This is a genomic window from Nocardia sp. XZ_19_369, assembly GCF_015355715.1.
Lineage (GTDB): Bacteria > Actinomycetota > Actinomycetes > Mycobacteriales > Mycobacteriaceae > Nocardia.
This window is the reverse complement of record NZ_JACVED010000007.1, coordinates 31,771-57,071: the sequence shown is the minus strand read 5'-3', so window position 1 is coordinate 57,071 and position 25,301 is coordinate 31,771. Positions and strand designations below refer to the sequence as shown.

Annotated in this window: 27 protein-coding genes; 18 read left to right on the top strand and 9 right to left on the bottom strand. The window is 66.2% G+C overall.

The genetic code is table 11. From position 1 onward, the window contains the following. The first annotated feature begins 113 nt into the window (after positions 1-113). The 4 genes from IBX18_RS25475 (at position 114) to IBX18_RS25460 (ending at position 4,627) form a co-directional block, all read left to right on the top strand. Positions 114-668, top strand: a complete 555-nt coding sequence (locus IBX18_RS25475) for a cysteine dioxygenase family protein (RefSeq protein WP_194836076.1) — start codon at positions 114-116, stop codon at positions 666-668. A gap of 39 nt (positions 669-707) precedes the next feature. Next, on the top strand, positions 708-1,952 hold the full coding sequence (locus IBX18_RS25470) for a pyridoxal phosphate-dependent aminotransferase (protein ID WP_194836075.1): 1,245 nt from the start codon (positions 708-710) through the stop codon (positions 1,950-1,952). A gap of 101 nt (positions 1,953-2,053) precedes the next feature. Further along, positions 2,054-3,820 carry a sugar-binding protein gene (locus IBX18_RS25465; RefSeq protein ID WP_306796410.1) on the top strand — a complete coding sequence of 589 codons (1,767 nt, stop codon included), beginning with the start codon at positions 2,054-2,056 and terminating at the stop codon, positions 3,818-3,820. Between the two features lie 147 nt (positions 3,821-3,967). Beyond that, positions 3,968-4,627, top strand: a complete 660-nt coding sequence (locus IBX18_RS25460) for an RraA family protein (protein WP_194836074.1) — start codon at positions 3,968-3,970, stop codon at positions 4,625-4,627. Positions 4,628-4,641: 14 nt separating this feature from the next. Here IBX18_RS25460 and IBX18_RS25455 read toward each other — a convergent pair whose 3' ends face one another. Then, a complete protein-coding gene (locus tag IBX18_RS25455) occupies positions 4,642-6,066 on the bottom strand; it encodes an aspartate aminotransferase family protein (protein ID WP_194836073.1) in 1,425 nt (474 codons plus the stop codon). Positions 6,067-6,270: 204 nt separating this feature from the next. On the opposite strand from IBX18_RS25455, the gene IBX18_RS25450 reads away from it, so the two are divergent. Both IBX18_RS25450 and IBX18_RS25445 read left to right on the top strand, forming a co-directional pair. Further along, a complete protein-coding gene (locus IBX18_RS25450) occupies positions 6,271-6,705 on the top strand; it encodes a MarR family winged helix-turn-helix transcriptional regulator (protein ID WP_194836072.1) in 435 nt (144 codons plus the stop codon). 118 nt (positions 6,706-6,823) lie between these two features. Beyond that, positions 6,824-7,405, top strand: coding sequence for a TerD family protein (locus tag IBX18_RS25445; RefSeq protein ID WP_135232881.1), 582 nt, complete (start codon positions 6,824-6,826; stop codon positions 7,403-7,405). 5 nt (positions 7,406-7,410) lie between these two features. On the opposite strand, the gene IBX18_RS25440 is transcribed toward IBX18_RS25445, so the two are convergent. After that, complete coding sequence (locus IBX18_RS25440; RefSeq protein WP_194836071.1) at positions 7,411-8,025, bottom strand: SAM-dependent methyltransferase; 615 nt, start codon at positions 8,023-8,025, stop codon at positions 7,411-7,413. Continuing rightward, positions 8,022-8,774: a PIG-L deacetylase family protein gene (locus IBX18_RS25435; RefSeq protein WP_194836070.1), complete on the bottom strand. Its 753-nt coding sequence runs from the start codon at positions 8,772-8,774 to the stop codon at positions 8,022-8,024. The genes IBX18_RS25440 and IBX18_RS25435 overlap by 4 nt, the downstream gene beginning before the upstream one ends. A 387-nt stretch (positions 8,775-9,161) precedes the next feature. Here IBX18_RS25435 and IBX18_RS25430 point away from each other — a divergent pair, with 387 nt between their 5' ends. The 3 genes from IBX18_RS25430 (at position 9,162) to IBX18_RS25420 (ending at position 12,941) form a co-directional block, all read left to right on the top strand. After that, the gene (locus IBX18_RS25430; protein WP_194836069.1) at positions 9,162-9,434 is read left to right on the top strand and encodes a GlsB/YeaQ/YmgE family stress response membrane protein; all 273 of its coding nucleotides are present in this window, start codon (positions 9,162-9,164) and stop codon (positions 9,432-9,434) included. Positions 9,435-9,469: 35 nt separating this feature from the next. Beyond that, a complete protein-coding gene (locus tag IBX18_RS25425; protein ID WP_194836068.1) occupies positions 9,470-11,191 on the top strand; it encodes a thiamine pyrophosphate-dependent enzyme in 1,722 nt (573 codons plus the stop codon). Between the two features lie 184 nt (positions 11,192-11,375). Continuing rightward, a complete protein-coding gene (locus IBX18_RS25420; RefSeq protein WP_194836481.1) occupies positions 11,376-12,941 on the top strand; it encodes an ABC transporter substrate-binding protein in 1,566 nt (521 codons plus the stop codon). 59 nt (positions 12,942-13,000) lie between these two features. On the opposite strand, the gene IBX18_RS25415 is transcribed toward IBX18_RS25420, so the two are convergent. Next, a complete protein-coding gene (locus IBX18_RS25415) occupies positions 13,001-13,750 on the bottom strand; it encodes an SDR family oxidoreductase (RefSeq protein WP_194836067.1) in 750 nt (249 codons plus the stop codon). A gap of 101 nt (positions 13,751-13,851) precedes the next feature. On the opposite strand from IBX18_RS25415, the gene IBX18_RS25410 reads away from it, so the two are divergent. Further along, on the top strand, positions 13,852-14,712 hold the full coding sequence (locus tag IBX18_RS25410) for a helix-turn-helix transcriptional regulator (protein ID WP_194836066.1): 861 nt from the start codon (positions 13,852-13,854) through the stop codon (positions 14,710-14,712). A gap of 113 nt (positions 14,713-14,825) precedes the next feature. Here the strand turns inward: IBX18_RS25410 and IBX18_RS25405 are convergent, their stop codons facing one another. Next, positions 14,826-15,320 carry a GNAT family N-acetyltransferase gene (locus IBX18_RS25405; RefSeq protein WP_194836065.1) on the bottom strand — a complete coding sequence of 165 codons (495 nt, stop codon included), beginning with the start codon at positions 15,318-15,320 and terminating at the stop codon, positions 14,826-14,828. A gap of 118 nt (positions 15,321-15,438) precedes the next feature. On the opposite strand from IBX18_RS25405, the gene IBX18_RS25400 reads away from it, so the two are divergent. Both IBX18_RS25400 and IBX18_RS25395 read left to right on the top strand, forming a co-directional pair. Further along, positions 15,439-16,041, top strand: a complete 603-nt coding sequence (locus tag IBX18_RS25400) for a ClpP family protease (protein ID WP_194836064.1) — start codon at positions 15,439-15,441, stop codon at positions 16,039-16,041. A gap of 2 nt (positions 16,042-16,043) precedes the next feature. Continuing rightward, positions 16,044-16,637, top strand: coding sequence for a ClpP family protease (locus IBX18_RS25395; RefSeq protein WP_107658826.1), 594 nt, complete (start codon positions 16,044-16,046; stop codon positions 16,635-16,637). Positions 16,638-16,641: 4 nt separating this feature from the next. Here IBX18_RS25395 and IBX18_RS25390 read toward each other — a convergent pair whose 3' ends face one another. After that, entirely contained in the window at positions 16,642-17,013 is a 372-nt protein-coding gene (locus tag IBX18_RS25390) for a helix-turn-helix domain-containing protein (protein ID WP_194836063.1), read from the bottom strand. A 65-nt stretch (positions 17,014-17,078) separates the two neighbouring features. Then, positions 17,079-17,489, bottom strand: coding sequence for a pyridoxamine 5'-phosphate oxidase family protein (locus IBX18_RS25385; RefSeq protein ID WP_194836062.1), 411 nt, complete (start codon positions 17,487-17,489; stop codon positions 17,079-17,081). Between the two features lie 149 nt (positions 17,490-17,638). Here IBX18_RS25385 and IBX18_RS25380 point away from each other — a divergent pair, with 149 nt between their 5' ends. The 4 genes from IBX18_RS25380 (at position 17,639) to IBX18_RS25365 (ending at position 20,797) form a co-directional block, all read left to right on the top strand. Continuing rightward, a complete protein-coding gene (locus IBX18_RS25380) occupies positions 17,639-17,986 on the top strand; it encodes a hypothetical protein (protein WP_194836061.1) in 348 nt (115 codons plus the stop codon). 64 nt (positions 17,987-18,050) lie between these two features. Next, positions 18,051-18,380, top strand: a complete 330-nt coding sequence (locus IBX18_RS25375; RefSeq protein ID WP_194836060.1) for a plasmid stabilization protein — start codon at positions 18,051-18,053, stop codon at positions 18,378-18,380. A 305-nt stretch (positions 18,381-18,685) separates the two neighbouring features. Then, positions 18,686-19,579: a DMT family transporter gene (locus tag IBX18_RS25370; RefSeq protein ID WP_306796408.1), complete on the top strand. Its 894-nt coding sequence runs from the start codon at positions 18,686-18,688 to the stop codon at positions 19,577-19,579. Positions 19,580-19,648: 69 nt separating this feature from the next. Continuing rightward, positions 19,649-20,797, top strand: a complete 1,149-nt coding sequence (locus IBX18_RS25365; protein ID WP_194836059.1) for a hypothetical protein — start codon at positions 19,649-19,651, stop codon at positions 20,795-20,797. A gap of 50 nt (positions 20,798-20,847) precedes the next feature. Here the strand turns inward: IBX18_RS25365 and IBX18_RS25360 are convergent, their stop codons facing one another. Then, on the bottom strand, positions 20,848-21,288 hold the full coding sequence (locus tag IBX18_RS25360) for a hypothetical protein (RefSeq protein ID WP_194836058.1): 441 nt from the start codon (positions 21,286-21,288) through the stop codon (positions 20,848-20,850). 850 nt (positions 21,289-22,138) lie between these two features. Beyond that, the gene (locus tag IBX18_RS25355) at positions 22,139-23,935 is read right to left on the bottom strand and encodes a long-chain fatty acid--CoA ligase (protein WP_194836057.1); all 1,797 of its coding nucleotides are present in this window, start codon (positions 23,933-23,935) and stop codon (positions 22,139-22,141) included. Positions 23,936-24,034: 99 nt separating this feature from the next. Here IBX18_RS25355 and IBX18_RS25350 point away from each other — a divergent pair, with 99 nt between their 5' ends. Next, positions 24,035-24,652 (top strand): TetR/AcrR family transcriptional regulator, encoded by a 618-nt coding sequence (locus IBX18_RS25350; RefSeq protein WP_194836056.1) that lies wholly within the window; start codon positions 24,035-24,037, stop codon positions 24,650-24,652. A 183-nt stretch (positions 24,653-24,835) separates the two neighbouring features. Then, positions 24,836-25,243 carry a hypothetical protein gene (locus tag IBX18_RS25345; RefSeq protein ID WP_194836055.1) on the top strand — a complete coding sequence of 136 codons (408 nt, stop codon included), beginning with the start codon at positions 24,836-24,838 and terminating at the stop codon, positions 25,241-25,243. The last annotated feature ends 58 nt before the right edge of the window (positions 25,244-25,301 follow it).

Genomic DNA, 25,301 nt, shown 5'->3' with positions numbered 1-25,301 from the left:
AAACCTGGTTGCCAACGATCTTCCGTTGCCGGACAAGGTGTTTCACAAGAGTCGGCAGCGCCGCTGGTCGAAAGTGCGGCGCGCGTTGGTCTACTTGTTCGATCGGAGTCGCCATGTCCATCAGTACTGCCGCCCCGTGTACCCCGGTCCTCACCGATCTTGTCGCCGCGGTCCGGGAAGTCGTCCGGCGCGAACGCCCACCGGCCGAGGCCGCGCAGCTCGTCGCGAATCGGCTCGAAGGCTTTCTGGCGCAGCCGAATCTGCTGCCCGCCGAGTTTCGGGAGGGTTCGCCGGAGAAGTATCGGCAGCACCTCGTGCACACCGAAGACGACGGGAGTTTCTCCGTGGTGGCCCTGGTGTGGCTGCCCGGGCAGCAGACACCGATCCACGACCACGTGTCCTGGTGTGTCGCAGGGGTTTACGAGGGCGCGGAGACCGAATGGCGCTACGAGCTGCGTGGCGAGGGTGAGTCCGCTCGGCTCGTCGCGGTGGATCACGTGGTCAACAAGGCGGGCACGGCTTGCGGTTTCGCCCCGCCCGGCGATATCCACCTGGTGCGCAATGCCGGTACCTCGACGGTGATCTCGATCCACATCTACGGCGCGCACATCGGCAAACTCGGCACCAGCATGCGCCGCGAGTACCGCCTGCCCGTCACGGACGAATAACCAAAGGCGCCAGCCGCTTTCGACATCAGGAGATGACCCTTGGTACCGCGCTCGGCCACGCTGGCCCTCAACGAATCGATCAACGCACGCCGGGCGGCCGGCCAAGACATCCTGCATCTCGGCTTCGGTGAGGCGGGGCTGCCGGTGCTGCCCGAGATCGCTGCCGCACTGGCCGAGGGCGCGACGGAGAACTCCTACGCCCCGGTGGCCGGGACCGTCCGGGCCCGCGAAGCCGCGGCGAGGTACCTCTCGCGGCGTGGTCTGCGCACGGACACCGAGCAGGTCATCCTCGCACCGGGCAGCAAGGCGCTGCTGTACGCCGCCATCGCGGTGCTGCCGGGCGATGTGGTGCTGCCCATCCCGTCCTGGGTCACGTATCCAGCGCAGATCGGCTTCCTGGGCAAACGCGCCATCGGGGTGCCGATCCCGCGCATCGCGGGCGGTGTGCCGGACCCGGACCTGCTCGAACCTGCACTGGCGAAAGCCCGCCAAGAGGGTGCCGACCCGCGGATTCTCATCCTGACCGTGCCGGACAACCCCACGGGCACCATCGCAGGCGCGGACCTGATCGCCCGGGTCTGCGAGATCGCCGACCGGCACGGCATGACCATCATCTGCGACGAGATCTACCGTGATCTCGCCTACGACCCCGAGTCGATGCACAGCCCGGCGACCCTGCTGCCGCACCGGACCATCGTCACCGGCGGACTGAGCAAGTCCATGGCCCTCGGTGGCTGGCGGATCGGCTTCCTCCGCACCCCACCCGGCCGCGCGGGACAGGAGTTGGCAGCGCAGATCACCGGACTCGGCAGCGAAGTCTGGTCCTGTCTGGCAGGTCCGATGCAGGCGGCGGCGGTCTTCGCCTTCGACGCGCCTGCCGAGGTGACGGCGCATATCGCCGCGAGCCGGCGACTGCACGCCTCGATCGCGCGCGCGGCACACACGGTGTTCGCGAAGGCCGGTGTCGCGTGCCGGGCGCCGCAAGCCGGGTTCTATCTCTATCCCGATCTCGAGCTGTTCCGCCCCGCGCTGGCCGCCCGTGGCATCGAAACGGGTGTGGCGCTCGCCGACCATCTGCTCGACGAGTACGGCATTGGCGTGCTGGCCGGCGAGCATTTCGGGGACACGCGGGAGAGTCTGCGTTTCCGGGCGGCGACCAGTCTGCTCTATGGACAGACGGCCGATCAGCGCTGGGAAGCGTTGGGCAGCAACGATCCGACGTCCCTGCCGTGGATCGCCGCGGCACTCGACCGGCTGCACACCGCATTGCAATCGCTGGGCTGACCCCCGACCGCCTCGCCGAGGTGGCCGCACCCAAGGCTCGCCTCGCCGCGTCCTTCGCCTATGTTCGGCACTGACGTGCGACAAGGCGACTGGAGGTTCGAGTGGCGGGTGGCTTCGAGGCGAAACTGCGCCGCCGTACCGTCCTCGCCGCCGGGCTGGCCGCCACCTGGCTGGTCGCGGACCGCTCCGCGGACGGCGTCGAAAGCGCAGATCCGGCGCACACCGACGTGTTGTTCATCGGTGCGCATCCGGACGACGAGTCGAGCAACCTGGCGACGTTCGGGCGATGGCGTGACGAGTTCGGCTGGACCACCGGCGTTGTCACGGTCACGCGCGGCGAGGGTGGCGGCAATGCCGTCGGGCTGGCCGAAGGCCCCGAGCTGGGCCTGATCCGCGAGACGGAAGAACGCAAAGCGAACGCACTCGCCGGGATCGAGAACATCTACTACCTCGACAAACCGGACTTCTGGTACACCCTGTCCGCACCGCTGACCGCGCGCGTGTGGGACGAGCAGGACACCCTCGCCAGGCTGGTGCGGTTGGTCCGGCTCACCACACCGCACACGATCGTGGTGATGGACCCTCGACCGTTCGATCAGCATGGCGGACACCAACTCTCGGCCCGGCTCGGCATCGAGGCGTTCCGGCTGGCAGGTGATCGACGGGCGTATCCGGAACAGCTCACCGGCGAGGGACTGGCGGTCTGGCGTCCGACCAGACTGCTCGCGCAGAACTATGGGTTCGGCTCATTGCTCGGACCAGAAGCAGCCGAACAGCGGCACGCCGATCCCGGCACCGGGTTGCCGGTCATCGGCGTCTGGTCCGGTGTCCGCTCGCGCGCACACAACACGACCTGGGCGCAGGTCGAACGCGACGCCACTCGGCTATATCTGACACAGGGTTTCGCCGCGAAGCCCGCGCAGGTACCGACCGACCCGAATCAGCTCGGTTCCGAGTGGTTCACGGTGCTGGCCGAGGAGGGGCGATTCGTCGAGGTGCCGGTGTATCGGCAATCCGGACTGAAACCGCGGTATGCCGAGTTCGCGGAGTGGTCCGACCGAACCGGGTTGCCGTGGTTGGCCAACCGGGTCCAGCCGGACTATCCACCGAACCCGAGCACCGTCGTCCCGGCCGTGGCGATCGCGCCGATTCTGAACGGCATCGAGGGACCAGGAGAGTACCCGGGACCTGAACTGCCGCTTGCTATTTGGCAGGGCGGCGGTGGGTGTGCGGCGACCGCAAAGCTTTCCAGGCATGACGACGACTTGTACGTGCTGGTCAACGTCACCGATGACCGCGAAGGCACTGCACTGGAAGCCGACGACATCAAAAGGCATTGGCGCACAGACTCGGTCGAGATCGCCATCGACCCGAGCGGCACCTCCGACGACACCTCGACCACCTTCAAGACCGGCATCCTGCCGTATACGGCACACCGAGGCGGGCCGGCCGCAGAGCGTGACGCCGACAACCACCAGGGCGCACCGCTACCAGGGATGCAGGTGGCTTCGCTCGTCACCGAGCCGTACCGCGGCTACTCGATCGAGGTGAAAATCCCCCTCACCGCGCTGCCCGAACCGGTCGATCCCACCCGGTTCGCGATGAACATCCTCGTCTACGACTCCGACACCGACGACAAAACCGGCCGAACCCGCCTGGCCTGGTCGCCATTCGGCAGCGCCCAAGCCGACCCCTACGTCTGGGGCACCGCAACCCTCGCCGACTACCGAGCACACCCGACCCCCGAAACACCACCCGTCATCCCCCGAACCGCCGCCCGAAGCGCCGACTCGCCCGCCTCGCTGGCCCAGACCAGGCGCACCGGAATACCGATCGCGGGCAACCCGAGACCCACACCCGCACGCTAGCCAACCGTCGGCGACATGCGGCTTTCCAAGCTTCAACACCCAAGACCCGCCGCAACTTCCGGGCACCGACGAGACAGCCACCCGAACAAAGCCCGGGAAGTAAGGTTTGGGGGACTGGACACTCCGAGCCTCGAAGGGGCGGCGCCGATGCTGACCGACGAACTTGTCGCGAAGGTTCACTCTGTCGATACGACCGCACTGTGCGACGCGGACAAGTCGATGCGGGTGATGGATACCGGGATTCGGGCACGGTCGGCCGAGGTGCGGATCCTCGGACCCGCGTTCACCGTGCGCTGCCGGGGCGACTTCTTCGCGGTGCTGCGGGCGATCGAGTCCGCCGCACCGGGCGATGTCATCGTCGTAGACGGTGACGGAAGCGAAATCGCCTTCGCGGGCGAGATTTTCGCGCGCGGCGCGCAGGTCCGGCAGCTCGGTGGAATCATCATCGACGGGGGATACCGCGACATCGGTTATGTCCGCCGCTGCGAGCTGCCGATCTACAGCCGATTCGTCACACCCATGGCGGGCACCACCGCCCAGCTCGGTGAGCTACAGGTCCCGGTGACCTGTGGCGGCGTCGCGGTGGCGCCCGGCGACTTGATCCTGGCCGACGAGGAGGGGGTCATCGTCATCGATCCGGCTCGCCTCGAGCACCTCGTCGATGCCGCGACGGCCGTCAAGGAAGCCGAAGCCAAGGTGATCGCGAAACTGGACGCCGGCGCGACCTTGAGCGACGCGATCAACGTCGCCGCACACACCGAGGCGCTCCGCAACGGTGTGCCTTCGTCCCTGGAGTTCTTGGCCTGATCAACGCTGAAAGCCTATAGCCCAGGCCCTATTTCGCGAATCACCTGAATCAGCAAATCCGCTTCGGGCTCGGTGATACGCCAGTTGACGAAGGTCGGCCGCAGCGCGGTCATGCCTCGATACGTAGTGGTGCCGGCATAGACGCGGCCGTCGTCGAGAATTGCCGCGCCGAGTCGAGCATTGAGGGCGTTCAGCTCGCCTTCCGGCACACCCGGCGGACGGTATCGGAAACAGGTGACGCACAACTGAACCGGCGCCAAGAGCTCGAAGTCGGGCGCCTCGTCGACAACCCGGCCGAGGTGAGCGGCCACATCGAGGTGACGTTCCACCATGTCGCGATAACCCGCACGGCCGTAAGCACGCAGCGTCGCCCAGATGGGGAATGCGCGTGCACGGCGCGAGGATTCGGGACCGTGCATGTTGTAGCTGACCTGTTCGTCGTCGAGGGTCGGCAGGTAGGCGGCACCCCAGCCGCCGAAGGTCTTGCCGAGCACCGAGTTGTCCTTGACGAATGAAAACCCGCTCTCCTGCGGCACATTCAGCCATTTGTGACCGTCGGCGGTGATCGAATCCGCGCGCGCGACCCCGCGGGCGAGGTGCGCCGTGCGCGGTGAGACCGCCGCGAACAGCCCGAAAGCGCCGTCCACATGCAGCCAGGACCCGTACTGCTCGGCCAGGTCGGCCAGCTCATCGATGGGGTCGGAGTCGCCGGTGTTCACCTCGCCGAGGTTGCCGACGATCACCGCGGGCGCGCCGTCGAGCTCGATCAGCGCCCGCTCCAGCGCCGCCAGGTCGATCCGTCCGGCATCGTCACGGACGAAAGTGCGCAAGGTATCTCGGCCGCAGCCGAGTATCTGCAGCGCCTTGCGGGTGCTGGCATGCACCAGTCCGCTGGTGAGCACCGGCAACTGCGGCAGGCCGGCCAATCCTTGGGCGACCACGTCCACTCCGTGCCGATCGGCCCACCAGTAGCGCGCCGCGGCGAGCCCGGTCAGGTTCGCGAAGGTGGCGCTGGGCGTGAGCACCGCGCCGAAGTCTTGCGGCAGGCCGAACAGATCCTTGAGCCACCCGAGCACGACGGTCTCGGTGCGCGACGCCAGCGGCGAGGTGACCCACAGTCCCGAGTTCTGGTCCAGCAGTGCGGTTATCCAGTCCCCGGCCAGCGCCGCCGGTGTCGCCCCGCCCACGACGAGATGGAAGAAGCGCGGCCCGGCCGAGTGCACCGACGCCTGCGTGCCGACTGCGAGCAACTGCTCGATCGCCGCCAGTGCGCCATCGCCGTGCTCGGACAGCGGGCCGCCCAGGTCGTCGATCAGCGGGTCGTGGGTGGCGTCGTGCACCCGGCGCTCCGGCAGACTGTCCAGGTACGGTCCCGCGGCCTCCTGCACCAATGCCAACGCGTGCGCCGCGACGTTCTGTTCTTTCAACGGATCAGCCATGCCCCACCGAACCGCGCGTCGGCTGCCTTTGTAAATAGCCAGTCGGCCAAGGTGATCCGCCCGCGCCGTGGTCGAGACTCGCCGAGACTTCCCGTTATCTGTGGCCGCCGCGCAACCGGCACGGCAGCCGAAAACGCCGCTTCGAAGTTTGAGTGTCAAAGTAACTTCATAGGAGACTTCAAGTAGCTGTCTACACTGTGGTCCGTGACAGCGGACCTGCCTGAAGCAGACCTCGGTTATCGCCTGCTCGCCGAGCTCCGTACGGTTTCCGACCAGCTCGACGCCGCCCTCGTCAGCGTCCTGCGCGACCTGGACCTCACCGTGCCGTCGGCGAACGTGCTCTGGCACCTCACCCCGACGGCCACGCCGCCCTCGATGTCCGAGCTCGCCCGCCGCACCTGCAGTGACCCGTCGACGGTCACCTTCATCATCGACAAGCTGGAGAAACGCGGCACCGTCGAGCGACTACCCGGCCCGGACGACAAGCGGGTGAAGGTGGTGGCGCTCACCGTCGCCGGTGTGCGGCAGCGCGAAAAGCTGGTCGACGCGATGACCCGGCATCTGCCGTTGCGCCGGCTGTCGGCCAGGGAGCAACGTCAGCTGCACCGGTTGCTCTCCAAAGCCACATCCAGCGCTTGAGCATCGGCGAGAGCTATTCGCTATCAATAGATTTCACGGTTGCCCGTGTTGTCGCCCATTAGCCGAATGAGAATCTTTCCGGCGCTTGCAGTTACGAAACCCCCGCTAATCTGAACCCATGATCACGCTCAAGAAAGAAGACGGCGCCGCGGATCTCGCCGGCGTCACCAAGCTCAGCGTCGGAGTGAGCTGGGATCCGTCGGCGGGTGCCAGCGGTGGGGCGCTCGGCTGGGCGCGCCGCAAGAAAGGCGTCGACCTGGACCTGATCGCCATCCTGATGCAGGGTGCCGAGCCGGTCCGCTTCGCCGGGCTCGACTCGCTCGACCCGCTGGGCAACGGCTCCGTGCTGCACAGCGGTGACGAGCAGTCCGGCGCCGCCGCGGGTGACGACGAGACCGTGCACGTCACCTTCGCCGACGTGCCCGGCGGCATCGACGCCATCATCTTCGTCGCGGTGGCCTTCAAGAAGGGCAGTTCGTTCGAGAAGGCCAACAACATCAGCTTCAAGGTCTACGACGCCAGCGGCGGCACCAGCCAGCAGGTCGCCGACATCTGGCCGTCCCTGCTCGGCACGGACAACGCCAATGCCGTTGCCCGCGCGTTCCGTTCCGGCACCACCTGGCAGCTGGAAGTGCTGAACCGCAAGGGCAAGATCAAGCAGGGCGACAAGCAGGCATTGCTCCGCTTCGCCATGGCGTAGCGAGGTCAGGGGGTCGCGGCGGAGATAGGGTCGCCCGTCGTGAAGACGTCGAGCAACATGTCTTCGTCGTGATAGCCCGCCAGCGCCGTCAAACCCTGGGTGGTGCGGGCGATGGCGTGCACGTGGTCGCCGGACAGCGGGTATTCGGGCACCTTTCGGCGCCAGTGCACACACAGCAGCGTGCCGTTCGATTCGAGGTGCTCCACGGCCTGCCCGAAAACCGTACGCAGGGTGGTGGAGTCGAGGTAGTAGCAGACCTCGCTGAGCACGATCAGGTCGAAATGCTCGTGCGGCCATGGCTCGCCCAGCGCCCAGCGCCGGAATTCGACTGCGCCGCGCACGGATTCGGGCAACCGGTCGATGCGTTTGCCTGCCGAGTCGAGGGCCTGGGCCGCGATGTCGGTGCACACCAGCCGATCACAGCGGTCGGTGAGTTCCACCGAGAGGGTGCCGACCGAACAGCCGGGTTCGAAGGCATTGTGGTAGCGGGCTTTCGGTAGCGCTCCCATGATGAGAGCGCGCTTGCGCTGCTCGTACCAGTCGGTGGTGAAGCCCCACGGATCCGGATCGTGGGCGTACATGTCCTCGAAATAGTCCGCGGTTAACCCGGTCTCGTTCATACGAAGAACGTTTCCGTGTTGCCGGTGAACCGGTCGAGCACCGTGGGCGACAGGATCGGCTGGTCTGCGGGATCGTCCGACATCGGCAGGATCTGGCTGCGGAATTGCGCCAGCGCGCGCACCTTGGCGTCGACCGCCGACCCCGGCAAGGTCAACGTTCGGGCGCGGCTGGCGGGCACCACCGGATGTTCCGGAGTTGCCCAGTGCCACATCCGGACCGGGAATTCCAGCAGTCGAGTCGCAGTGCCGGCGCAGGCCGCGGCCGTGGCCCGCCCGACCGCCTCGTGGTCCGGGTGACCGTCGCGCCGCCAGGTGGTCGCGCACCAGGCACCCGTGTGGCCACATCGCGTGAGGATGTCCGACAACGCGTCGGTGACCGCGGCTTCGTGAGCGGCTACCCGGCCGTCGCCGATGCGGAGGCGGATCGGTGCGTCGACGTTCAATTCCTTGGCTGCGCGGCGCGATTCCTGCACCCGCAGGTCGCCGAGTTCGGCCGGCGAACAGGTGGGGGAGCCCGGATGGGACGCCTCACCATCGGTCACCGTGACGACGGTGACCGGCAGACCGCGCGAGCGGGCCAGCGCGATCAGCCCGCCGACCCCGAGCACCTCGTCGTCGGGGTGTGGCGCGACGACGATCAGGTGCCGCCATCCGGTCAGCGAGAGCTCCGGGCGACGATGGCGCCAGCGAGCCCAGGTGCGCTCGGGCGTGCCCAGGGCAGCGAGATCGATCAGCGGTTCGGCACCCATGAGCATTCCCTTTCCCGGCCGAGCTCGGCCGGATCCGGCACCTCGGTCGGCGTCGTTAGACACTCCTGCGCTCGGCGCGATACAGAAAATGGATTCGCCGCAAATGAACAGCGAACCCAAGCGGTCGGTGCTGCACCGAGCACGCCTCCGGATATGTCACCCGCGCCGAACACGGCAACTTCCTGCCGGTCAGCGAGCGAATTACGGACTCTTTCGCGCGGACGGGAGTCGCTCATTGGGCTCGGCTACCCGGCAACGGACCGAGCAAACGGTCAGCGAGTTTCGATGTGGTGAAGCTCGCGGGTCTGCTTGGGCTGCGCTACGAGGGGTATGACCGCCGCAGCGCGTTCTTTTCCGGCGTGCCAGAACCAACCTCAGGAGGACATCATGCTGGGTCTCGGGATCATCGGATGGATCATCATCGGCGGCCTCGCCGGCTGGCTGGCCAGCAAGATCATGAAGACGGACGCTCAGCAGGGGATTCTGCTGAACATCGTCGTCGGCATCGTCGGCGGTCTGCTCGGCGGCTTCCTGCTGAAGGCGTTCGGCGTCGACGTCGACGGTGGCGGGCTGTGGTTCAGCTTCTTCACCTGCATCGGTGGCGCGGTGATCCTGCTGTTCCTGGTCAATTTGGTGACCGGACGACGCGTGTCGCACTGATCGCCGAATCGACTGACCAGTAGGAGGAGCCGACGATGACCACTGTTGCGGAAATGATCGTCACTGCGCTGGCCGACCAGGGTGTCACCCAGGTCTGGGGCGTCGTCGGCGACGCACTCAATCCGATTACCGACGCGATCCGCCGAGAAGACCGGATCGAATGGATCGGCGTGCGACACGAAGAGGTCGCCGCCTACGCCGCGGGCGCACAGGCCCAGCTCACCGGAACCATCGGGGTGTGCATGGGAACCGTGGGCCCCGGCTCGATCCATCTGCTCGGCGGTCTCTACGACGCGAAGAAGTCGCACGCACCGGTGCTGGCGATCTGCGGTCAGGTGCCGACCTCGGAGATGGGCAGCGAATACTTTCAGGAGGTCGACAACGACGCGGTCTTCCGCGACGTCTCCGAGTTCACAGCCACCGTCACCAGCGCCGCCCAGATGCCGCGGCTGTTGGAGCAGGCTGTGAATGCCGCGGTCTCCCGGCAGGGTGTGAGTGTACTGACCATTCCGGGTGACATCGGCGGTCTGAAGCTGGACTCCGCCGAGCGTCCCCGGTTCGTCGCCCGCGACCGCACGATCATGGCCGGTGCGGCCGAGATCGTGCAGGCCGCGGACACCCTCAACAAGGCGGACAAGGTCACGCTGCTGGTCGGCATCGGGGCCAGGGAGGCGCGCGAGGAGGTGCTGCGGCTCGCCGAACAGCTCTCCGCGCCGATGGTGCTCACCATCAAGGCCAAGGAAGGCCTCGAGCACGACAATCCTTATGCGGTCGGCCAAACCGGTTTGATCGGCAATCCCGCCGCCAACTCGGCGCTCGAGGACTGCGACGTGCTGTTCATGGTGGGTACCGACTTCCCGTATCGGGACTGGTATCCCAGCGGTAAGAGCGTCATCCAACTCGACGCCAGGCTCGACCACATCGGTCGCCGCACGCCGGTCGATGTCGCGCTGGTCGGTCACGCGGGTCCCACACTGCGCGAACTGCTCTCGAAGCTGGACGCCAAGTCCGCCGACAAGCACCTGAAGAAGGCGCAAACGGAGTATCAGCGCTGGTCCGGACTACAGGATCGACTGGCCGAACCCAAGCACGATCGCAAATTCCTCGGCCGCATCCGCAAGCATTTGGACAACCCGGATCAGCTGATCCGCCCGGAAGCGGTTGCGGCCGCGGTGAATACGCACGCCGCCGACGACGCCATCTTCACCTCGGACACCGGTATGTCGACGGTGTGGTTGTCCCGATTCCTCAGCCTGCGTGGCACCCGCCGACTGCTCGGTTCATACAACTTCGGTTCGATGGCCAACGCCATGCCGCAGGCGCTCGGCGCGCAGATTCTCGATCGCGAACGTCAGGTGGTGGCCTTCTGCGGCGACGGTGGCCTGATGATGCTGCTCGGCGACCTGCGGACGGCGGTCACCTACGACCTGCCGGTCACGCTGGTGGTGTTCAACAACGGCCGCCTCGGCATGGTCAAGCTGGAGCAGGAGGAAGGTGGCCTGCCCGAATTCGGCACCGTGCTCGACAATCCGGATATCGCCGCCGTCGCGCAGGCGATGGGCCTGGAGTCGCGGCGGATCACCGATCCCGACGATCTGGACGGGGCGGTCGCTGAGGCCTTCGCACAACGCAAGCCCGTGCTGCTCGATGTCGTCACCAACCCCGACGAGATCTCGATACCCCCGAAACCGACCTTCGACCAGGCCTGGGGATTCGCCATCGCCAAGGTCAAGGAGACGTTGGAGAGCCGGACCTAAGAGATCGGCGCCCGCGGCGGCCCGCCGCGGGTCCGATCATCGGTGGATCCCATGACAACCGACGCCGGAATGGTTAGTGTCCGAGGACATTCCAAGGCGATCGGGTGGGGCCCCGATGGCCGGTTCGAAATCGGGAGAACGCGTGAGATTCACAAGAGCTGGTGCGCTGCTCGCGGCAGCACTGATGGCCACAAGCCTAGGGCTGACCGCATGCTCGTCGGATGACGGTGGCGACGCCGACATCGTCACGGTCAACGGCGGCGAGCCGCAGAACCCGTTGATACCCACCAACACCAACGAGAATATGGGCGGCCGCGTGGTCGACCGGTTGTTCGCGGGGCTGAAGTACTACGACGCCAACGGCGTGGCGCACAACGAGCTTGCCGAGTCGATCGAGTCGTCCGACCGCAAGAACTACAAGATCACCATCAAGCCGGACTGGAAATTCTCCGACGGCTCACCGGTCACCGCGAAGTCGTTCGTCGATGCCTGGAACTTCGGTGCGCTGGCCACCAACGCGCAGTTGCAGAACTACGTGTTCGCGCCGATCATCGGGTTCGACGACGTGCAGGCGGAAAAGCCTACGGTGCAGACGATGTCGGGATTGAAGGTGGTCGATGACCGCACCTTCACCGTGGCGTTGAAGCAGCCCTCGATCGACTTCGAGGTCGGCCTCGGGTTCGCACCGTTCTACCCGCTGCCCGAAGCCGCGTTCAAGGACCTGAAGGCGTTCGGGGAGAACCCGATCGGCAACGGCCCGTACAAGTTCGCGCGTGAGGGCGCGTGGCAGCACAACGTCCAGATCGACCTGGTGCCCAACCCGGAGTACAAGGGTGGCCGCGAACCCAAGAACAAGGGCCTGCGGTTCGTGATGTACCAGTCCTTCGACACGGCCTACGCCGATCTGCAGGCGGGCAATCTCGACGCGCTCGACGTCATCCCGGACACCGCAATGGCCTCCTACGAAAAGGATCTCGGCGATCGGGCGATCAAGAAGCCGATCGCGTACAAGCAGGCGCTCGGCATCCAGACCAACGTCCCGCACTTCAGCGGTGAAGAAGGTGTGCTGCGGCGCAAGGCGATCTCGATGGCGATCAACCGGGAACAGATCTGCCAGAACATCTTCCACGGCACCAGGATTCCGTCGCTCGACTTCACCGCACGCACCCTGCCCGGGTACAGCGACAAGCTTTCCGGCAACGAACTGCTGAAGTACAACCCGGAGGAGGCCAAGAAGCTCTGGGCACAGGCCGACGCGATCTCGCCGTGGTCGGGCCGCTACGAGATCGCCTACAACTCCGACGGCGGCCACCAGGCCTGGGTCGAAGCGACGGCGAACAGCATCAAGAACACCCTCGGCATCGAGGCGATCGGCGCGCCGTACCCCACGTTCAAGAACATCAGGGACGCGATCACCGGTAAGACGATCGGTAAGGCGTTCCGGCACGGCTGGCAGGGCGACTACCCGACCATGCTGCAGTTCCTGACCTCGCAGTACTACAGCTTCTCGGGGACCAACAGCGTCACCTACGACAGCAAACAGTTCGACGAGTTGCTGAACAACGCGCTGGCCGCGCCGACCCTGGAGGAGTCCTACCGGATCACGGCCAAGGCGCAGGAGCTGCTGTTCAAGGACATGGCCGACATCCCGATGTTCGACTACATGGCCGCAGCGGGCCGGTCGGAGAAGGTGAAGAAGGCCGAACTCACCTGGAGCGGTCTGTGGGATTTCGAGGGTATCGAGAAGTAGTGCGCTGAACCGTGCACCGAGGCCCGCTGACGCCGAATGCGTCAGCGGGCCTTCTACTTTCAGCCCTGCTGGGTCGGCACGACGATCATTTCGGCGACATTCACCCGCGTCGGCGCCGCGACCGCGTAACCGATGGCGTCCGCGATGTCCTCGGAGACAAGGGTTTCCAGCTGGCCGCGCCATTCGGCGAGGCCGTCCTTCTGGTGTTCGTCGCGCATCCCCGCGCCGAGTTCGGTGCTGACGAAGCCGGGTTCGACGTTCTTCACGCGAACGCCGCGCGGACCGAACTCCGCGCGCAGGTTGCGGGTCAGGTGCGCCACCGCCGCCTTGGTCGCACTGTAGACGCCGTAGTTGGGGAACACCATGTGCCCGCCGATGGAACCGACGTGGACCAGGTCGGCGCGCTCGCCGTTGCCGGCGGCGGCGAGCAGGTCATCGATGAAAGCCATTCCCGTGTAGAGCAATCCGTTGATGTTGGTGCCCACCATCTGGTCCCACTCGTCGGTGTGTGCCGACTCGAACGGCGCGGCGAGCATGACGCCCGCATTGGCGACCACCAGGTCGACCGGGCCGAATGCCGCGCGCACCGTCGCCGCGGCGTCCAGCACCGACTCTTGCACGGACACGTCGGCCGCCACGGCGAGTACCTCGCCGCCGATCTCGGCGGCCAGCTTTTCGAGCCGATCCTTGCGCCGTCCGAGCAGCGCGACCTTCGCGCCGTCGGCGGCCAGGCGCTGTGCGGTGGCGGCGCCGATTCCACTGGACGCACCGGTGACGACCGCGACGCGGCCGGTGAGGTTGTTTGTCATGACCACAACATTGCTGCTGGTCACGGCCTCGTGCCAGGGTGCGGACTTCCTGGTAGTGGGAGGGCCACCCAGCCGGCTCGGCCCTCGCTTACCCTCGATGAATGGACTCCGACAACCGACTGGGCGCCTTTCTCCGGGCTCGGCGCGAGCTGGTAAGTCCGGCGGATTTCGGGATGTCCGGCGGCGGTCAGCGGCGCGTGGCCGGGTTGCGTCGTGAGGAAGTAGCGATGCTCGCGGGGATGAGCGCCGACTATTACGTGCGGCTGGAGCAAGGCCGGGACAAGCATCCGTCCGAGCAGGTGATCGCCGCGTTGGCGCGGGTGTTCGCGCTCGACGAAGAGGGCACCGCTCATCTGCGTGAGCTGGCGCGCCCGGTGGTGCGGCGCAGGCGCGCGCCGCAGCGACCCGAGCGGGTGAGTCCCGGGCTGCTGGCGCTGCTGCAGACGTGGCCGAGTACGCCCGCGCTGGTGCTCGGCAGGTATTTGGACGTGCTCGCCGCGAATCCGCTTGCCACCGCGGTCAATTCGTGTTCGGCGCCGGGTGTCAACCAGGTGAGGATGATGTTCCTGGATCCGGAGGCGCGAAATATCTATCCGGACTGGGCGATCCACGCCGCCGACACGGTAGCGAGCCTGCGTGCCACGGCGGGCGATCTCGACGATCCTCGGCTGACCGAACTGGTCGGCGAGTTGTCACTGAAGAGCGAGGACTTCCGCCGCCTGTGGGCTCGTCACGACATTCGCGGAAAGACCGGCGGCACCAAGCGCTTCCGCAACCCGATGGTCGGCGAGTTGACACTGTCCTACGAAACGTTGTCCGTGAACGGTGCGCCGGGGCAGATTCTCATCGCTTACCACGCCGAGCCCGGGTCCGATGCCGAGCGTGCGCTGGCGTTGCTCGGGAGCATGGTCGCTACTTCGGAACCGGCCGTGCAGGATTCGAACGCGCCGTCGCTCGACTAGGACCGGGCTCCGGAGTGCCGGTTGTCCAGAGATCGCGCGCCGTTCCCCGAGGCCCCTCTCTGCAGCGGTCCGGCGGCGCGGGTTTCGACAGCTCGGGTTCACCCCAGGCGCGGTCAGTCGCAGCGCTTGACGTAGCGATGAGCGGGTACGTCGACCGGCCCGGTCGGACCCGGCGCCTCATGGACGAACAGACCTTCGTCGGACCAGCCGTGCTTCTCATAGAACTTGCGGGCCCGAGTATTGCCCGGCACCACGGCCAGCCAGGCCCGCTGGTGGCCGTTGGCGCGGACCCGGCTTTCCGCGGCGGCGAGCAGGCTTGCCGCGACGCCGGAGCCGCGGTGGTCACCGGAGACATAGACCTGGTCGACCTCGTCGCCGTGCACCATCACGAACCCGGCGACAGCTTCACCCACCGTCGCCACGGTGGTGTCCGGAACCCGTTGTGCCGCACGCGTATCGAAGGATTCGCGCGGGCGGACGGTGATCAGCTCGTCGGGGATGTTCCCCAGATGCGCGTCGCACCAGCCCGCGTACCAGATCTGCGCGATCGTCGCCACGTCCGCCGGGCCGGCCGGTCGCAGCAGCACGACCGCAACTCCCTCTGTCATTCGCGAACCTTAACAACTGCGGCCGACGCGAGCGGGCCGAAGATTCCCTGATTCCGGTCCGGTCTGCTGTCGGCAGACACAGCGGCATTCGGGGCTCGAAGGGCAGTAGACCTGAGTCATGATCGAAACATCGCACCTGGACTACCGGGGCCAACTAGCCGACCGATTGCTCCGGCATCGGACGATCCAACTGACCGGTGAGGTCGATGACGCGATGGCTGAGCGGGCATGCACCGAACTGGTGCTGCTGGCCGGCGAGAACGACAAGCGCGACATCGTCCTCTACATCAACTCCCCGGGCGGGTCGGTGCTCGCCGGCCTCGCCATCTACGACACGATGAAGCTCATCCCGAACGACGTGGTGACCGTGGCCGTCGGCTTCGCCGCGAGCATGGGGCAGGTGCTGCTCGCGTCGGGCACCAAGGGTAAGCGAATCAGCTTGCCGCACAGCAGGATCATGATGCATCAGCCGTCCGCCGGCATCGGGGGCACCGCCATGGACATCGCGATCCAGGCGGAGAACCTGGAGTACATGAAGCTGCAGTCGGAGCAGATTCTCGCCGCGGAGACGGGACATTCGCTGGAGGAGATCAGGATCGACAGCGACCGGGACCGCTGGTTCACCCCGGAGCAGGCGCGCGAGTACGGCATCGTCGACGAGATCGCCGCCAACTTCGCACAGATCGCACCATTCACCAACGCACACCGAGCGGGGTTGTAACCATGTCCCAGTACACGATTCCCCATGTCATCGAACGCACGCCGAACGGCGAGCGCTCCTTCGACGTCTTCAGCAGGCTGCTCAACGACCGAATCATCTTCCTGGGCACCGAGATCGACGACGGCGTCGCGAATGTGGTGATGGCGCAACTGCTGCACCTCGAGTCGGAGTCGCCGGATCGCGAGATCAGTCTGTACATCAACTCACCGGGCGGCTCGAACACGGCGATGCTGGCCATCTACGACACCATGCAGTTCATGCGCACGCCGGTCGAGACCTACGCCATGGGTCAGGCGGTGTCCGCCGCGGCGGTGCTGTTGGCGGCGGGCACGCCGGGGCGCCGGTACGTGCTGAACCACTCCCGCGTGCTGCTGCACCAGCCTTCGGCGCAGGGGCAGGGCACCATCTCGGATCTGGCGCTGCAGGCGGCGGAGGTGATGCGAGTGCGCGCGCAGACCGAAGCCATTCTCAGCAAGCACACTGGTCAGAGCGTTGAACAGCTACGCAAGGACACCGCCCGCGATCGCGTGTTCACCGCGCAGGAGGCGGTGGAGTACGGCCTGGCCGACGAGCTGATCTTCACCCGCGACCACTGACGGCTCAGGCCGCCAGCAGCTCGACGCGCGCCTCGGAGACCGGGCGGCGGTGCAGTTGCCGCAGCGCGCCCAGTTTCCGAGCGCCGCGAAAGAGCAGGGATTCGACGGGCAGCCCGAGCGCGAGGCAGATCGAACGCAGCATCTCCGAGGACGCTTCCTTGCGTCCCCGCTCGATCTCGGACAGGTACTGCTTGGACATGCCGACTTCGGTCGCCACATCGGCCAGCGTGCGGTCCTGATCCAGCCGCTCGTCGCGCAGCACTTCGCCGTAGACGGCGCGCAGCGGCGGCGACGCCGTTTCGACCCGCTCGCTGCGGGATTCGCCACGGCGGCGCGCATCGAGATCGACTACGACGCCATCCTCTTCTGCTGCCATACCGACGAGTCTTACACCCCGCCGCGCCGACCCGGACCATGTTCACCCAGGGCAGACAAACTCGGTCATGCCCCGTTGCTGCCGACGTATTCGATGCCGGTGATGATGTCCGGATCGATGACGATCAGCTGATTGTCCTGCGCGGCCGCCGGCTGCAGGTGGCCTTGGTACTTGGCGAGTTCCTGACGGTCGGTGACGGTATCGGCGACGCCGGTGATGATCACGCACCGGCCGAGCGTGGTCTGGTGATCGATGGTGTCGACCTCGTAGGCGACAACCTGTCTGTGCAGTGTGCGGATCATCGCCGGGTCGGCGGCGATCACGATGCAGCCGTCGACAACCGTGTGCCGGACAGGCCGGATCGCGGGCAAGGCGTGCCGCGAGAACGCGATGCGGCCGAAGCAGACGCTGTGGAGCAGAGCCAGAGATTCTTCTACCGACAGCGCACGCGTCTCGCTTGCGTGGTTGGCGGGCATGTCTTCATTGTCCCACCTGTTGCGGATCGGTTTCGGGGCATGGTCGCGATAGCGAAAATTGGTTGACTATCCCTAGAATTAAAGATCTGCTCCGAGTCCCGAAGTGCGGCTCGCAGGCGTCGACCCACCTACCAACGGAGGAGGAGGACATGCCTGATTCCGCGCGACTCGACTACACCGGCAATTCCACGCGTGTGCACCGCCCGCATCGATCCGACCTATTATTCGAAACCCTCGGCGGTAACGCACAATTCGCCGATGTCGGGGATCGGTTGGTCCGGCACCTGTTCGATGTGGGTCTGCGACTGCACCACGTCCTCGACGCCCTCGACCCGGCAACCCAACCCCAGCTCCGCGACACAATCACCGCCCTGGTCGATGACCTGGACATGTTGATCCGCGATACCGGCCTGGCCATGCTCGCTCTCACCAGCGCGCATCAGGTATCGGCGCCGACCGGCGGCCGGCCCGCCAGAGTCCGGCTACGCCGCCGTTGACCGAAAATCCCGACAGCAGGTTTGCCTGTTGATGCCTGGGTATTCGATGCCCTGGAGGTGTGACATGCCGAAAGAGTGGAGTGGCAAAAGGGAACGGCAGTACGAGCACATCAAGGACTCGGCCGAGGACCGCGGTGCGAGCACCAAGCGGGCGAAAGAAATCGCCGCTCGTACGGTCAACAAGAATCGCGCCCAGTCCGGTGAGTCGAAGACGGCGAGCCGGTCCTCGGTCAAGGACAAGTCCCCGCAGAGCCGGGGCGGGCAGCGGTCCGGTCGTAAGGGGCCAAGGGGGATGACCCGCGACCAGCTGTACAACGAGGCCCGTCAGCGCGGTATCAAGGGGCGCTCGAACATGAACAAGGGGCAGCTCGAGAAGGCGCTGGGTCGGTCCTAGCACCTGCGCGGCACGCTCCGGCCGACTGCTCGAGTATCTCGCAGACGGCCGGGTAGTTGTCGACGCGTTAGCCCCTGGCGTTCGTGTGCGGTGAATGTTTCCGCGGAGACATTCACCGCACCGGTCTGTGCTCGGCAAGAATATTCGCACTTTTACGGCGACTGGGCGCTCGAGCTGAATCGGCTCGGTGTTCGTAAAGCTATGCGGCATGCGTCACGTGGGGTGGGTCCGTACCCCTATGTTTTCTGGGTATCCGGAAAGGGGGAGGGTGCGGATGATGAGTAGTGGAGGGAGGGGATGTCGGGGTGGCGATCGACGTCGAGCGGGTGGGGATGGGGGGTGGGGCTCGGGGAGTGGTCGAGCGGGGGCTCAGTGGGGTGCCGCCTACGGCGTTGGTTCTGACGGGGATCGTCAGTGTGCAGGTGGGGGCTGCGCTGGCCAAGCAGTTGTTGTCCGCGACGGGGGCGGCGGGGGCCGTCAGTATGCGGCTGGTGTTCGGCGGGGTGGTGTTACTGGTGGTGTGGCGGTCCGCGCTCCGGGTCGGGCGGCAGGCGGTGCCGGTGGTGCTGGCGTGTGGCGCGGTGCTGGGGGTGATGAATCTGCTGTTCTATGCGGCGATCGATCGGATACCGCTCGGGATGGCGGTGACGATCGAGTTTCTCGGGCCGCTGGCCGTGGCGTTGGGTGGCTCGCGGCGCTGGATGGATCCGCTGTGGGTGCTGCTGGCCGGGGGCGGAGTGGTGCTGTTGACCCAGGTCGATGGGGAGGTCGACGGGGTCGGGGTGCTGTTGGCGTTGGGAGCGGGGGTGTTGTGGGCGTCCTACATTCTGTTGAGTGCGGCGCTCGGCGAGCGGACCAGTGGCGGGGGTGGGCTGGCGATCGCCATGGCGTTCGGCGGGGTGCTGATGGCGCCGCTCGGGGTGGTCGACGCGGGGAGTGCGTTGCTCGAACCCGAAGTTCTCGCAATGGGATTCGCGGTGGCGATGTTGTCGTCGGTGTTGCCGTACTCGGTGGAGCTGGAGGCGTTGCGGCGGATTCCGCCTCGGGTGTTCGGTGTGCTGATGAGTTTGGAGCCGGCGGTCGCGGCGCTGGCCGGGCTGATCGTGCTCGGTCAGTTCATGAATATTCCGCAGTGGGTGGGGGTCATCTGCGTGGTGGGTGCTTCCGCGGGTGCGACGCGTACTGCTGAGAAGCGTTGAGGGACAGCGGTTCCGCTGGGCGGGATCAGTGCTCGACCTGGGCGCGCGCGCCGTGTTACGACGGGCGGCGTGAATCCGATCGGACCGCTCGGCGCTGCCGACGAAGGTTTCAACCATCAGATCGTCGATACCGTGGCCACGGTCGGCACCAGTGACCTGGCGTGGACCGAGAAGGTGTGCGCGATGGCGTGTGCGCCGGACGGGTCGGTGCAGCTGGGTTTCGGCTTGGGGCAGTACAAGAATCGCAATGTGCTCGACGGGTATGCGGGGATCTCGCGGGGCGTCGAGCAGGTCACGGTGCGAGGGAGTCGGACCCTCGCGCCGACGCCGGAGGAGTTGTCGGTGGGCCCGATCGAATACGAGATCGTGGAGCCGCTGCGCAAGATTCGGTTCCGGCTGGCGGAAAACGATTGCCAGCCGGTGGCTTTCGACTGGCTGTTCGAGGCCGCGTTGCCCGCGCAGCTCGAGGATCGGACACACCTGCGGCGTGGGTATCGGGTGATGTCGGATCTGGTGCGTTATCACCAGATCGGTACTGCCGCAGGGTGGGTCAGCATCGACGGGCAGCGGACCACGTTCGAGGATTGGGTGTCGACCAGGGATCACTCGTGGGGTGTGCGGTATGACGTCGGGGTGCCGCTCGGTGATGTGGAGTCGATGGACCTGCCGCCGGAGGTGTCGTTCCGGATGATCTGGGCGCCGATCCTGATGACTCGTGCGGACGGGTCACGGTACGGGTTGCACCTGCACTACCAAATCGTGCAGATGGATGGGTTTTTCAGCAAAACCGTGATGGGTGGGGTGGAGCACGCGGATGGACGGTTCGAGAAGTGGAAGGATCTGGTGCCCGAGTTGTCCTTCGACCCGGACAACCGGCGACTGTGTGGCGGGTCGATCCGTGCGACGACGGAGGACGGCACCGAGCGGGTGCTGACCCTGGAAACCATGTCGGACACCGGGTTCCATCTCGGTGCCGGACTCTACTTCGGGTTCGAAGGACGCCACCACGGTTCGTGGCTCGGGCCGGGTCTGCACGTGGACGGCGAGCGGATCGAGGACTGCTCCACCTACGAATCCGCTCGCCGTCTACACCAGATCCGCGACACCGTGGTCCGGGTGATCGATTCCACCGATGCGATCGGGGTCGGTAACTGTCAGCCGATCGTCACCGGTGGTGACGAATCTCTGGGGTTGACCAAAGAATCGTCGTTCATGTGAGTTTCGGGATCTGGACCGGGACTGCAGTGCCGGTCGGGTTCGCCGAGAAGCTACTCCATGCGAATCCACTGCACGCCGTGGTGTTCCGTGCGGAACAGGACGTTGTCGCTGAATGCCACCTTCACAATGCCCTTTCCGGGCTTCGACCACTTCATCTCGTCCTCAGGCTCGACGGTGACTGTCCTACGCTGCTCCGTGCCGTCACACGTCAACTTCTGCATCTCAGGGTCCGACTCGTCGCCGGTAGGTGCCATGCCCATACCTGTCGTAGCCGGCGGAGGTTCTTCGCCCTCCGCGGCTTTCTTGGCATCTTCCTCGACCGTGACACTGAGCGACTTGTGCTTCGAGCCTTCCGCGCAGGTGTACAGGACGTCGACCAGCAGGTTCTTTCCGTCCGGGTCGAGCGCCACGGCGGCGACCGAAAGGGACTCTCCTTCCGCTGCCGAAGCTGTTGCGGCCATACCGATCTGCAGTGCCGCGGCGATCGCCACGACACTGCCTACCAAAACCTTTGATGTGCGCATAGAAACGCTACCTCCTATTGCTGTTCGGCGACGCCGGTAGCCGAGCCATGAGCTACCGGTACGTCAGGACTGCAGGCAGAACTGCCATCTGAAACGCGTAAAGCAGGCTCTTGGCACGCTCATGAGAAATGTGGAACAGCGTCCATCGCATTTCCGGATCCCCGAATGCAAGCCGGAGTCGCGGCTGCATTCGGGGCGGGCAATGTGCGGCGGCCACATGCCTGACCATCGGAATGCGATGGATCGCCGAAAGGTTAGCGCATTCGGTCAGGGGCGGCAAAAGGCCAGGTCAACCAACGTTTCAGGGTAATGAGAGCCGCACTCCGAAATTACTGAAAATTGCACCCATCCAGAACTGTCCTGGCAACGAATACATACTGTCGTTCGAATTGATTGCTTACTGGCAGCTGTTTGTGGATAACACTTCGTCGTTACGACACTGAGGGAGGCGCGGCGAGGGCTGTGCGGATCTCGTCGACACTCGGATTCACCAGTTGGTGCCCGTTCACCAGCACGGTAGGCGTGATCTCGTCACCGCCGGTGATCGCCCGCACCTCGGCCGCGGCCGCCGGATCGCGAGGATGTCCACTTTGCGGAAAGGGATGCCCGCCAGGCGAAGTCGGACACCGAGGCGCTGGCAGTACGGGCACCAGCGACGCCAGTAGATGGTGATCGGCGCGGTGGTTTCGGACGGTCCGGACTCGGTCATCGTGGTCCCTGATGCGCTCGTTGTTCGCGGGGAGCACTGCGCTCCGCGGGGTTCTCACCTGAGCGTATACCTGCGGTTAGGTCCGTACCGGCGCTCGCGGCCCCGGAGTCAGGCCGAGTACAGGGTCTCGATGTCCGCCGCGAACTTCTGCGCGACGACGTCGCGTTTCAAGGACAATTTAGGCGTCAGCTCGCCGGTTTCCTGCGTCCAGTCGACATCGAGGACACGAATCTTCTTGATCTGCTCGGCCCGGGAAAAACGTTGGTTGGCGGCGGTGACGGCCCGCTGGATATCGGCGACGAGGCGGGGCTCGCCGACCAGTTCGGCGAGCGGGGTGTCCGCCGGGACGCCGTGCCGGTGCTTCCAGTTGTCCAGCGCCTCCGGATCGACAGTGATCAGGGCGGCGATGAATGGTTTACCGTCGCCGACGACCAGGCATTGGCTGATCAGCGGATCGGTGCGGAGGGCGTCTTCGAGCTGGCCGGGAGAGACGTTCTTGCCCGCCGCGGTCACGATGATTTCCTTCTTGCGACCGGTGATCGTGACGTATCCGTCGTCGTCGATGGTGGCGAGATCGCCTGTCTTGAACCAGCTTTCGACGAAGGCGTCACGGGTGGCGTCGGGGTTGTGCCAGTAGCCGTCGGCGACCACCGGGCCACGCACCAGCAGTTCGCCGTCGTCGGCGATCCGGATGGTGTGACCGGGCAGCGGGCGTCCGACAGTGCCCAAGCGCACCTGGTCTGGGGCGTTGACCGACACTGCCGCAGTGGTTTCCGTGAGACCGTAACCCTCGTACACCGCGACGCCGAGGCCGCGAAAGAAGTGGCCGAGGTGCGCGCCGAGCGGTCCGCCGCCGGACACCACCGCCCGGCAGCGCCCACCGAGCGCGGCGCGCAGCTTGCGATACACCAGCCGATCGAAGACGGTGTGTTCGATCCGCAGCCGCAGGCCGGGGCCGCCGGTGTCCCAGGCCCGGCTCCAGGCCACCGCGGTGTCGGCGGCGCGATCGAAGATGCGTCCCTTGCCGGCGTCGCGGGCCTGCTGTTCGGCTGAGCCATAGACCTTTTCGAGTACCCGAGGCACCGCGAGGATGAAATCCGGTCCGTAGTCGGCGAATTGATCGACGAGGGTCGTCCAGTCGGAGGTGTGCGCGACGGTGGTACCGGAGTCGACCGCGGCGATCGAGATCACCCGCGCGAAGACGTGTGCCAGCGGCAGGAACAGGAGTGTTCGCGCGCCGGGGGTCAGCATCGAGGACAGCACGGACCGGACGGCGGCGGACTCGGCGTAGAGGTTCGCGTGGGTGAGCTGAGCACCTTTCGGCCGGCCGGTGGTGCCCGAGGTATAGATCAGCGTTGCGGGCGATCCGGCGGCCACGGCGCGGTGGCGCGCGCGGACCTCGGCCTCGTTCACGCCGACGCCCCTGGCGATGAGTTCTTCGATCGCGCCCGCCTCGATCTGCAGGGTCTCGCGCAGGTCCGACGCGGTCGCCGCGATTTGCTTGACCGTCTCGTGGTGCCGTCGAGTCTCGACCACCAGCAGGCTGGTTCCGGAGTCTTCCAGAATCCACTTCGCCTGATCGGCGGCGGAACTGTCGTAGATCGCCACGGTGCACCCGCCGACGGTCCAGATCGCGTAGTCCAGCAGAACCCACTCGTAGCGGGTTCCCGACATGAGCGCGACCCGGTCGCCCGGCTGAATACCGGAGGCGATCAACCCCTTTGCCACTGCGACCACTTGCGCGGCGAACTCGCCGGCGGTGACGTCGCGCAGGCGTCCGCCCGGCACCGGGCGGTGGAACAGCACCACGCTCGGCGATTCGCGCTGGTATCGGAAGATCGTCTCGGCCATCGACGTGGCGGCATTGATATCGAAGGTGGCGGGAACCTCGAACTGAACCGTCATCGTCGACGCCTTCCTCTCGCATTTCGCTACATATGCCCCCTTGGTAAGTTACCATGGGGGCATATGAGTGGCGAGTCCACACGAACAGGCGGAGGTCAGGTGGCGATCGCGGTCGGAACGAAGAAGATGCCGCGCGCCGAACGGGAGCGGCTGATCCTCGATGCGGCAACCCGGCTGTTCGCCGAGGACGGCTTCGGCGCGACCTCGCTGGCAGGCATCGCCGCCGCGGCAGGCATCACCAAGCCGCTGGTGCACTCCTACTTCGGCCCGAAGGAGGCGCTGTTCGAGGCGTGCCTGGCCAGGGCAAGCGAGAACATCGAGCAGCACGTCCGAACGCGTATCGTCGATGTGCCGCAGGACATCTCGATGGCCTACGCCGTGCTCGACGCGGTATTCACCGCTCTCGAACCCCGCCCACACGACTGGGCACTGCTGCACGAAGTCGTAGTACCCGCCGACTCCGCAGCCGCCGACAGCCTGCACCGACACCGCCGCCGAGTCGTCACCCTGGCCATCGACGGCATCCGCGACCTGGCCCGAACCATGAACCTCACCGACCCCGCCGACATCGACGCCGCCACCCAGGTCTGGCTCAGCGCCCTATCCGCCCTCGTCCGCTGGTGGCTCGCCCACCCCGACAACACCGCCCAGGACATGCTCCTACGCAGCGAACGAGTATTCGTCGGCTTCGGTCGCCTCGGCAGAGAACGCAGGTAATCCGGCACGATCCGTGGGATCGGTTTGTCGCTACTCGAGCGCGTTGGCCGGGATTGCGACCGACATTCGGCGGATGGTCTGAAACATTCGTCGGTTTGTGTCACATGGCGGGGCTCGGGGGGTGAGGATGCTACGTACTCCCCGGGGTGCGGTGCTCCGGGGCCCAGGACTAGGACCGAATTCATGAAGGTTATGCGGATGCGGGTGGGGGTTGTTGCGGGAGTGGTGGGGGTCGCGGCGGTGGCTGCGGTGGGTGTGGCGCCGGGGGTGGGGGCGACGGTGACGCAGGTGGGGATGGCGCCGGGCATCAGTTTCGGGTCGTCGACCAATTATGGGACGGGGTGCCGGTATCAGGCGCGGGCTACGGTGACCGACGTGGTGCAGCCGGTTGTGTTCTACGACAACGGGATTCCGTTCGCGGTGACACGGCCGTCCGGGGGGACGGCGTTGGTCGATTGGGTGCCGGCGACGCCGGGGTTGCACACGATCAGCGCTGTCCAGGCGCCGGATGACCGAATCGTCGCGGGGGTGGATATTCGCGTCGGGAACGGTATGCACGTGGGGAACGGCTGCGTCGTCGGCAACGGCTGAAACGGACAAACCGGCACTGCCTTCCGGCGCAATCGAATTGCGCTGCCGACCGAGTGGT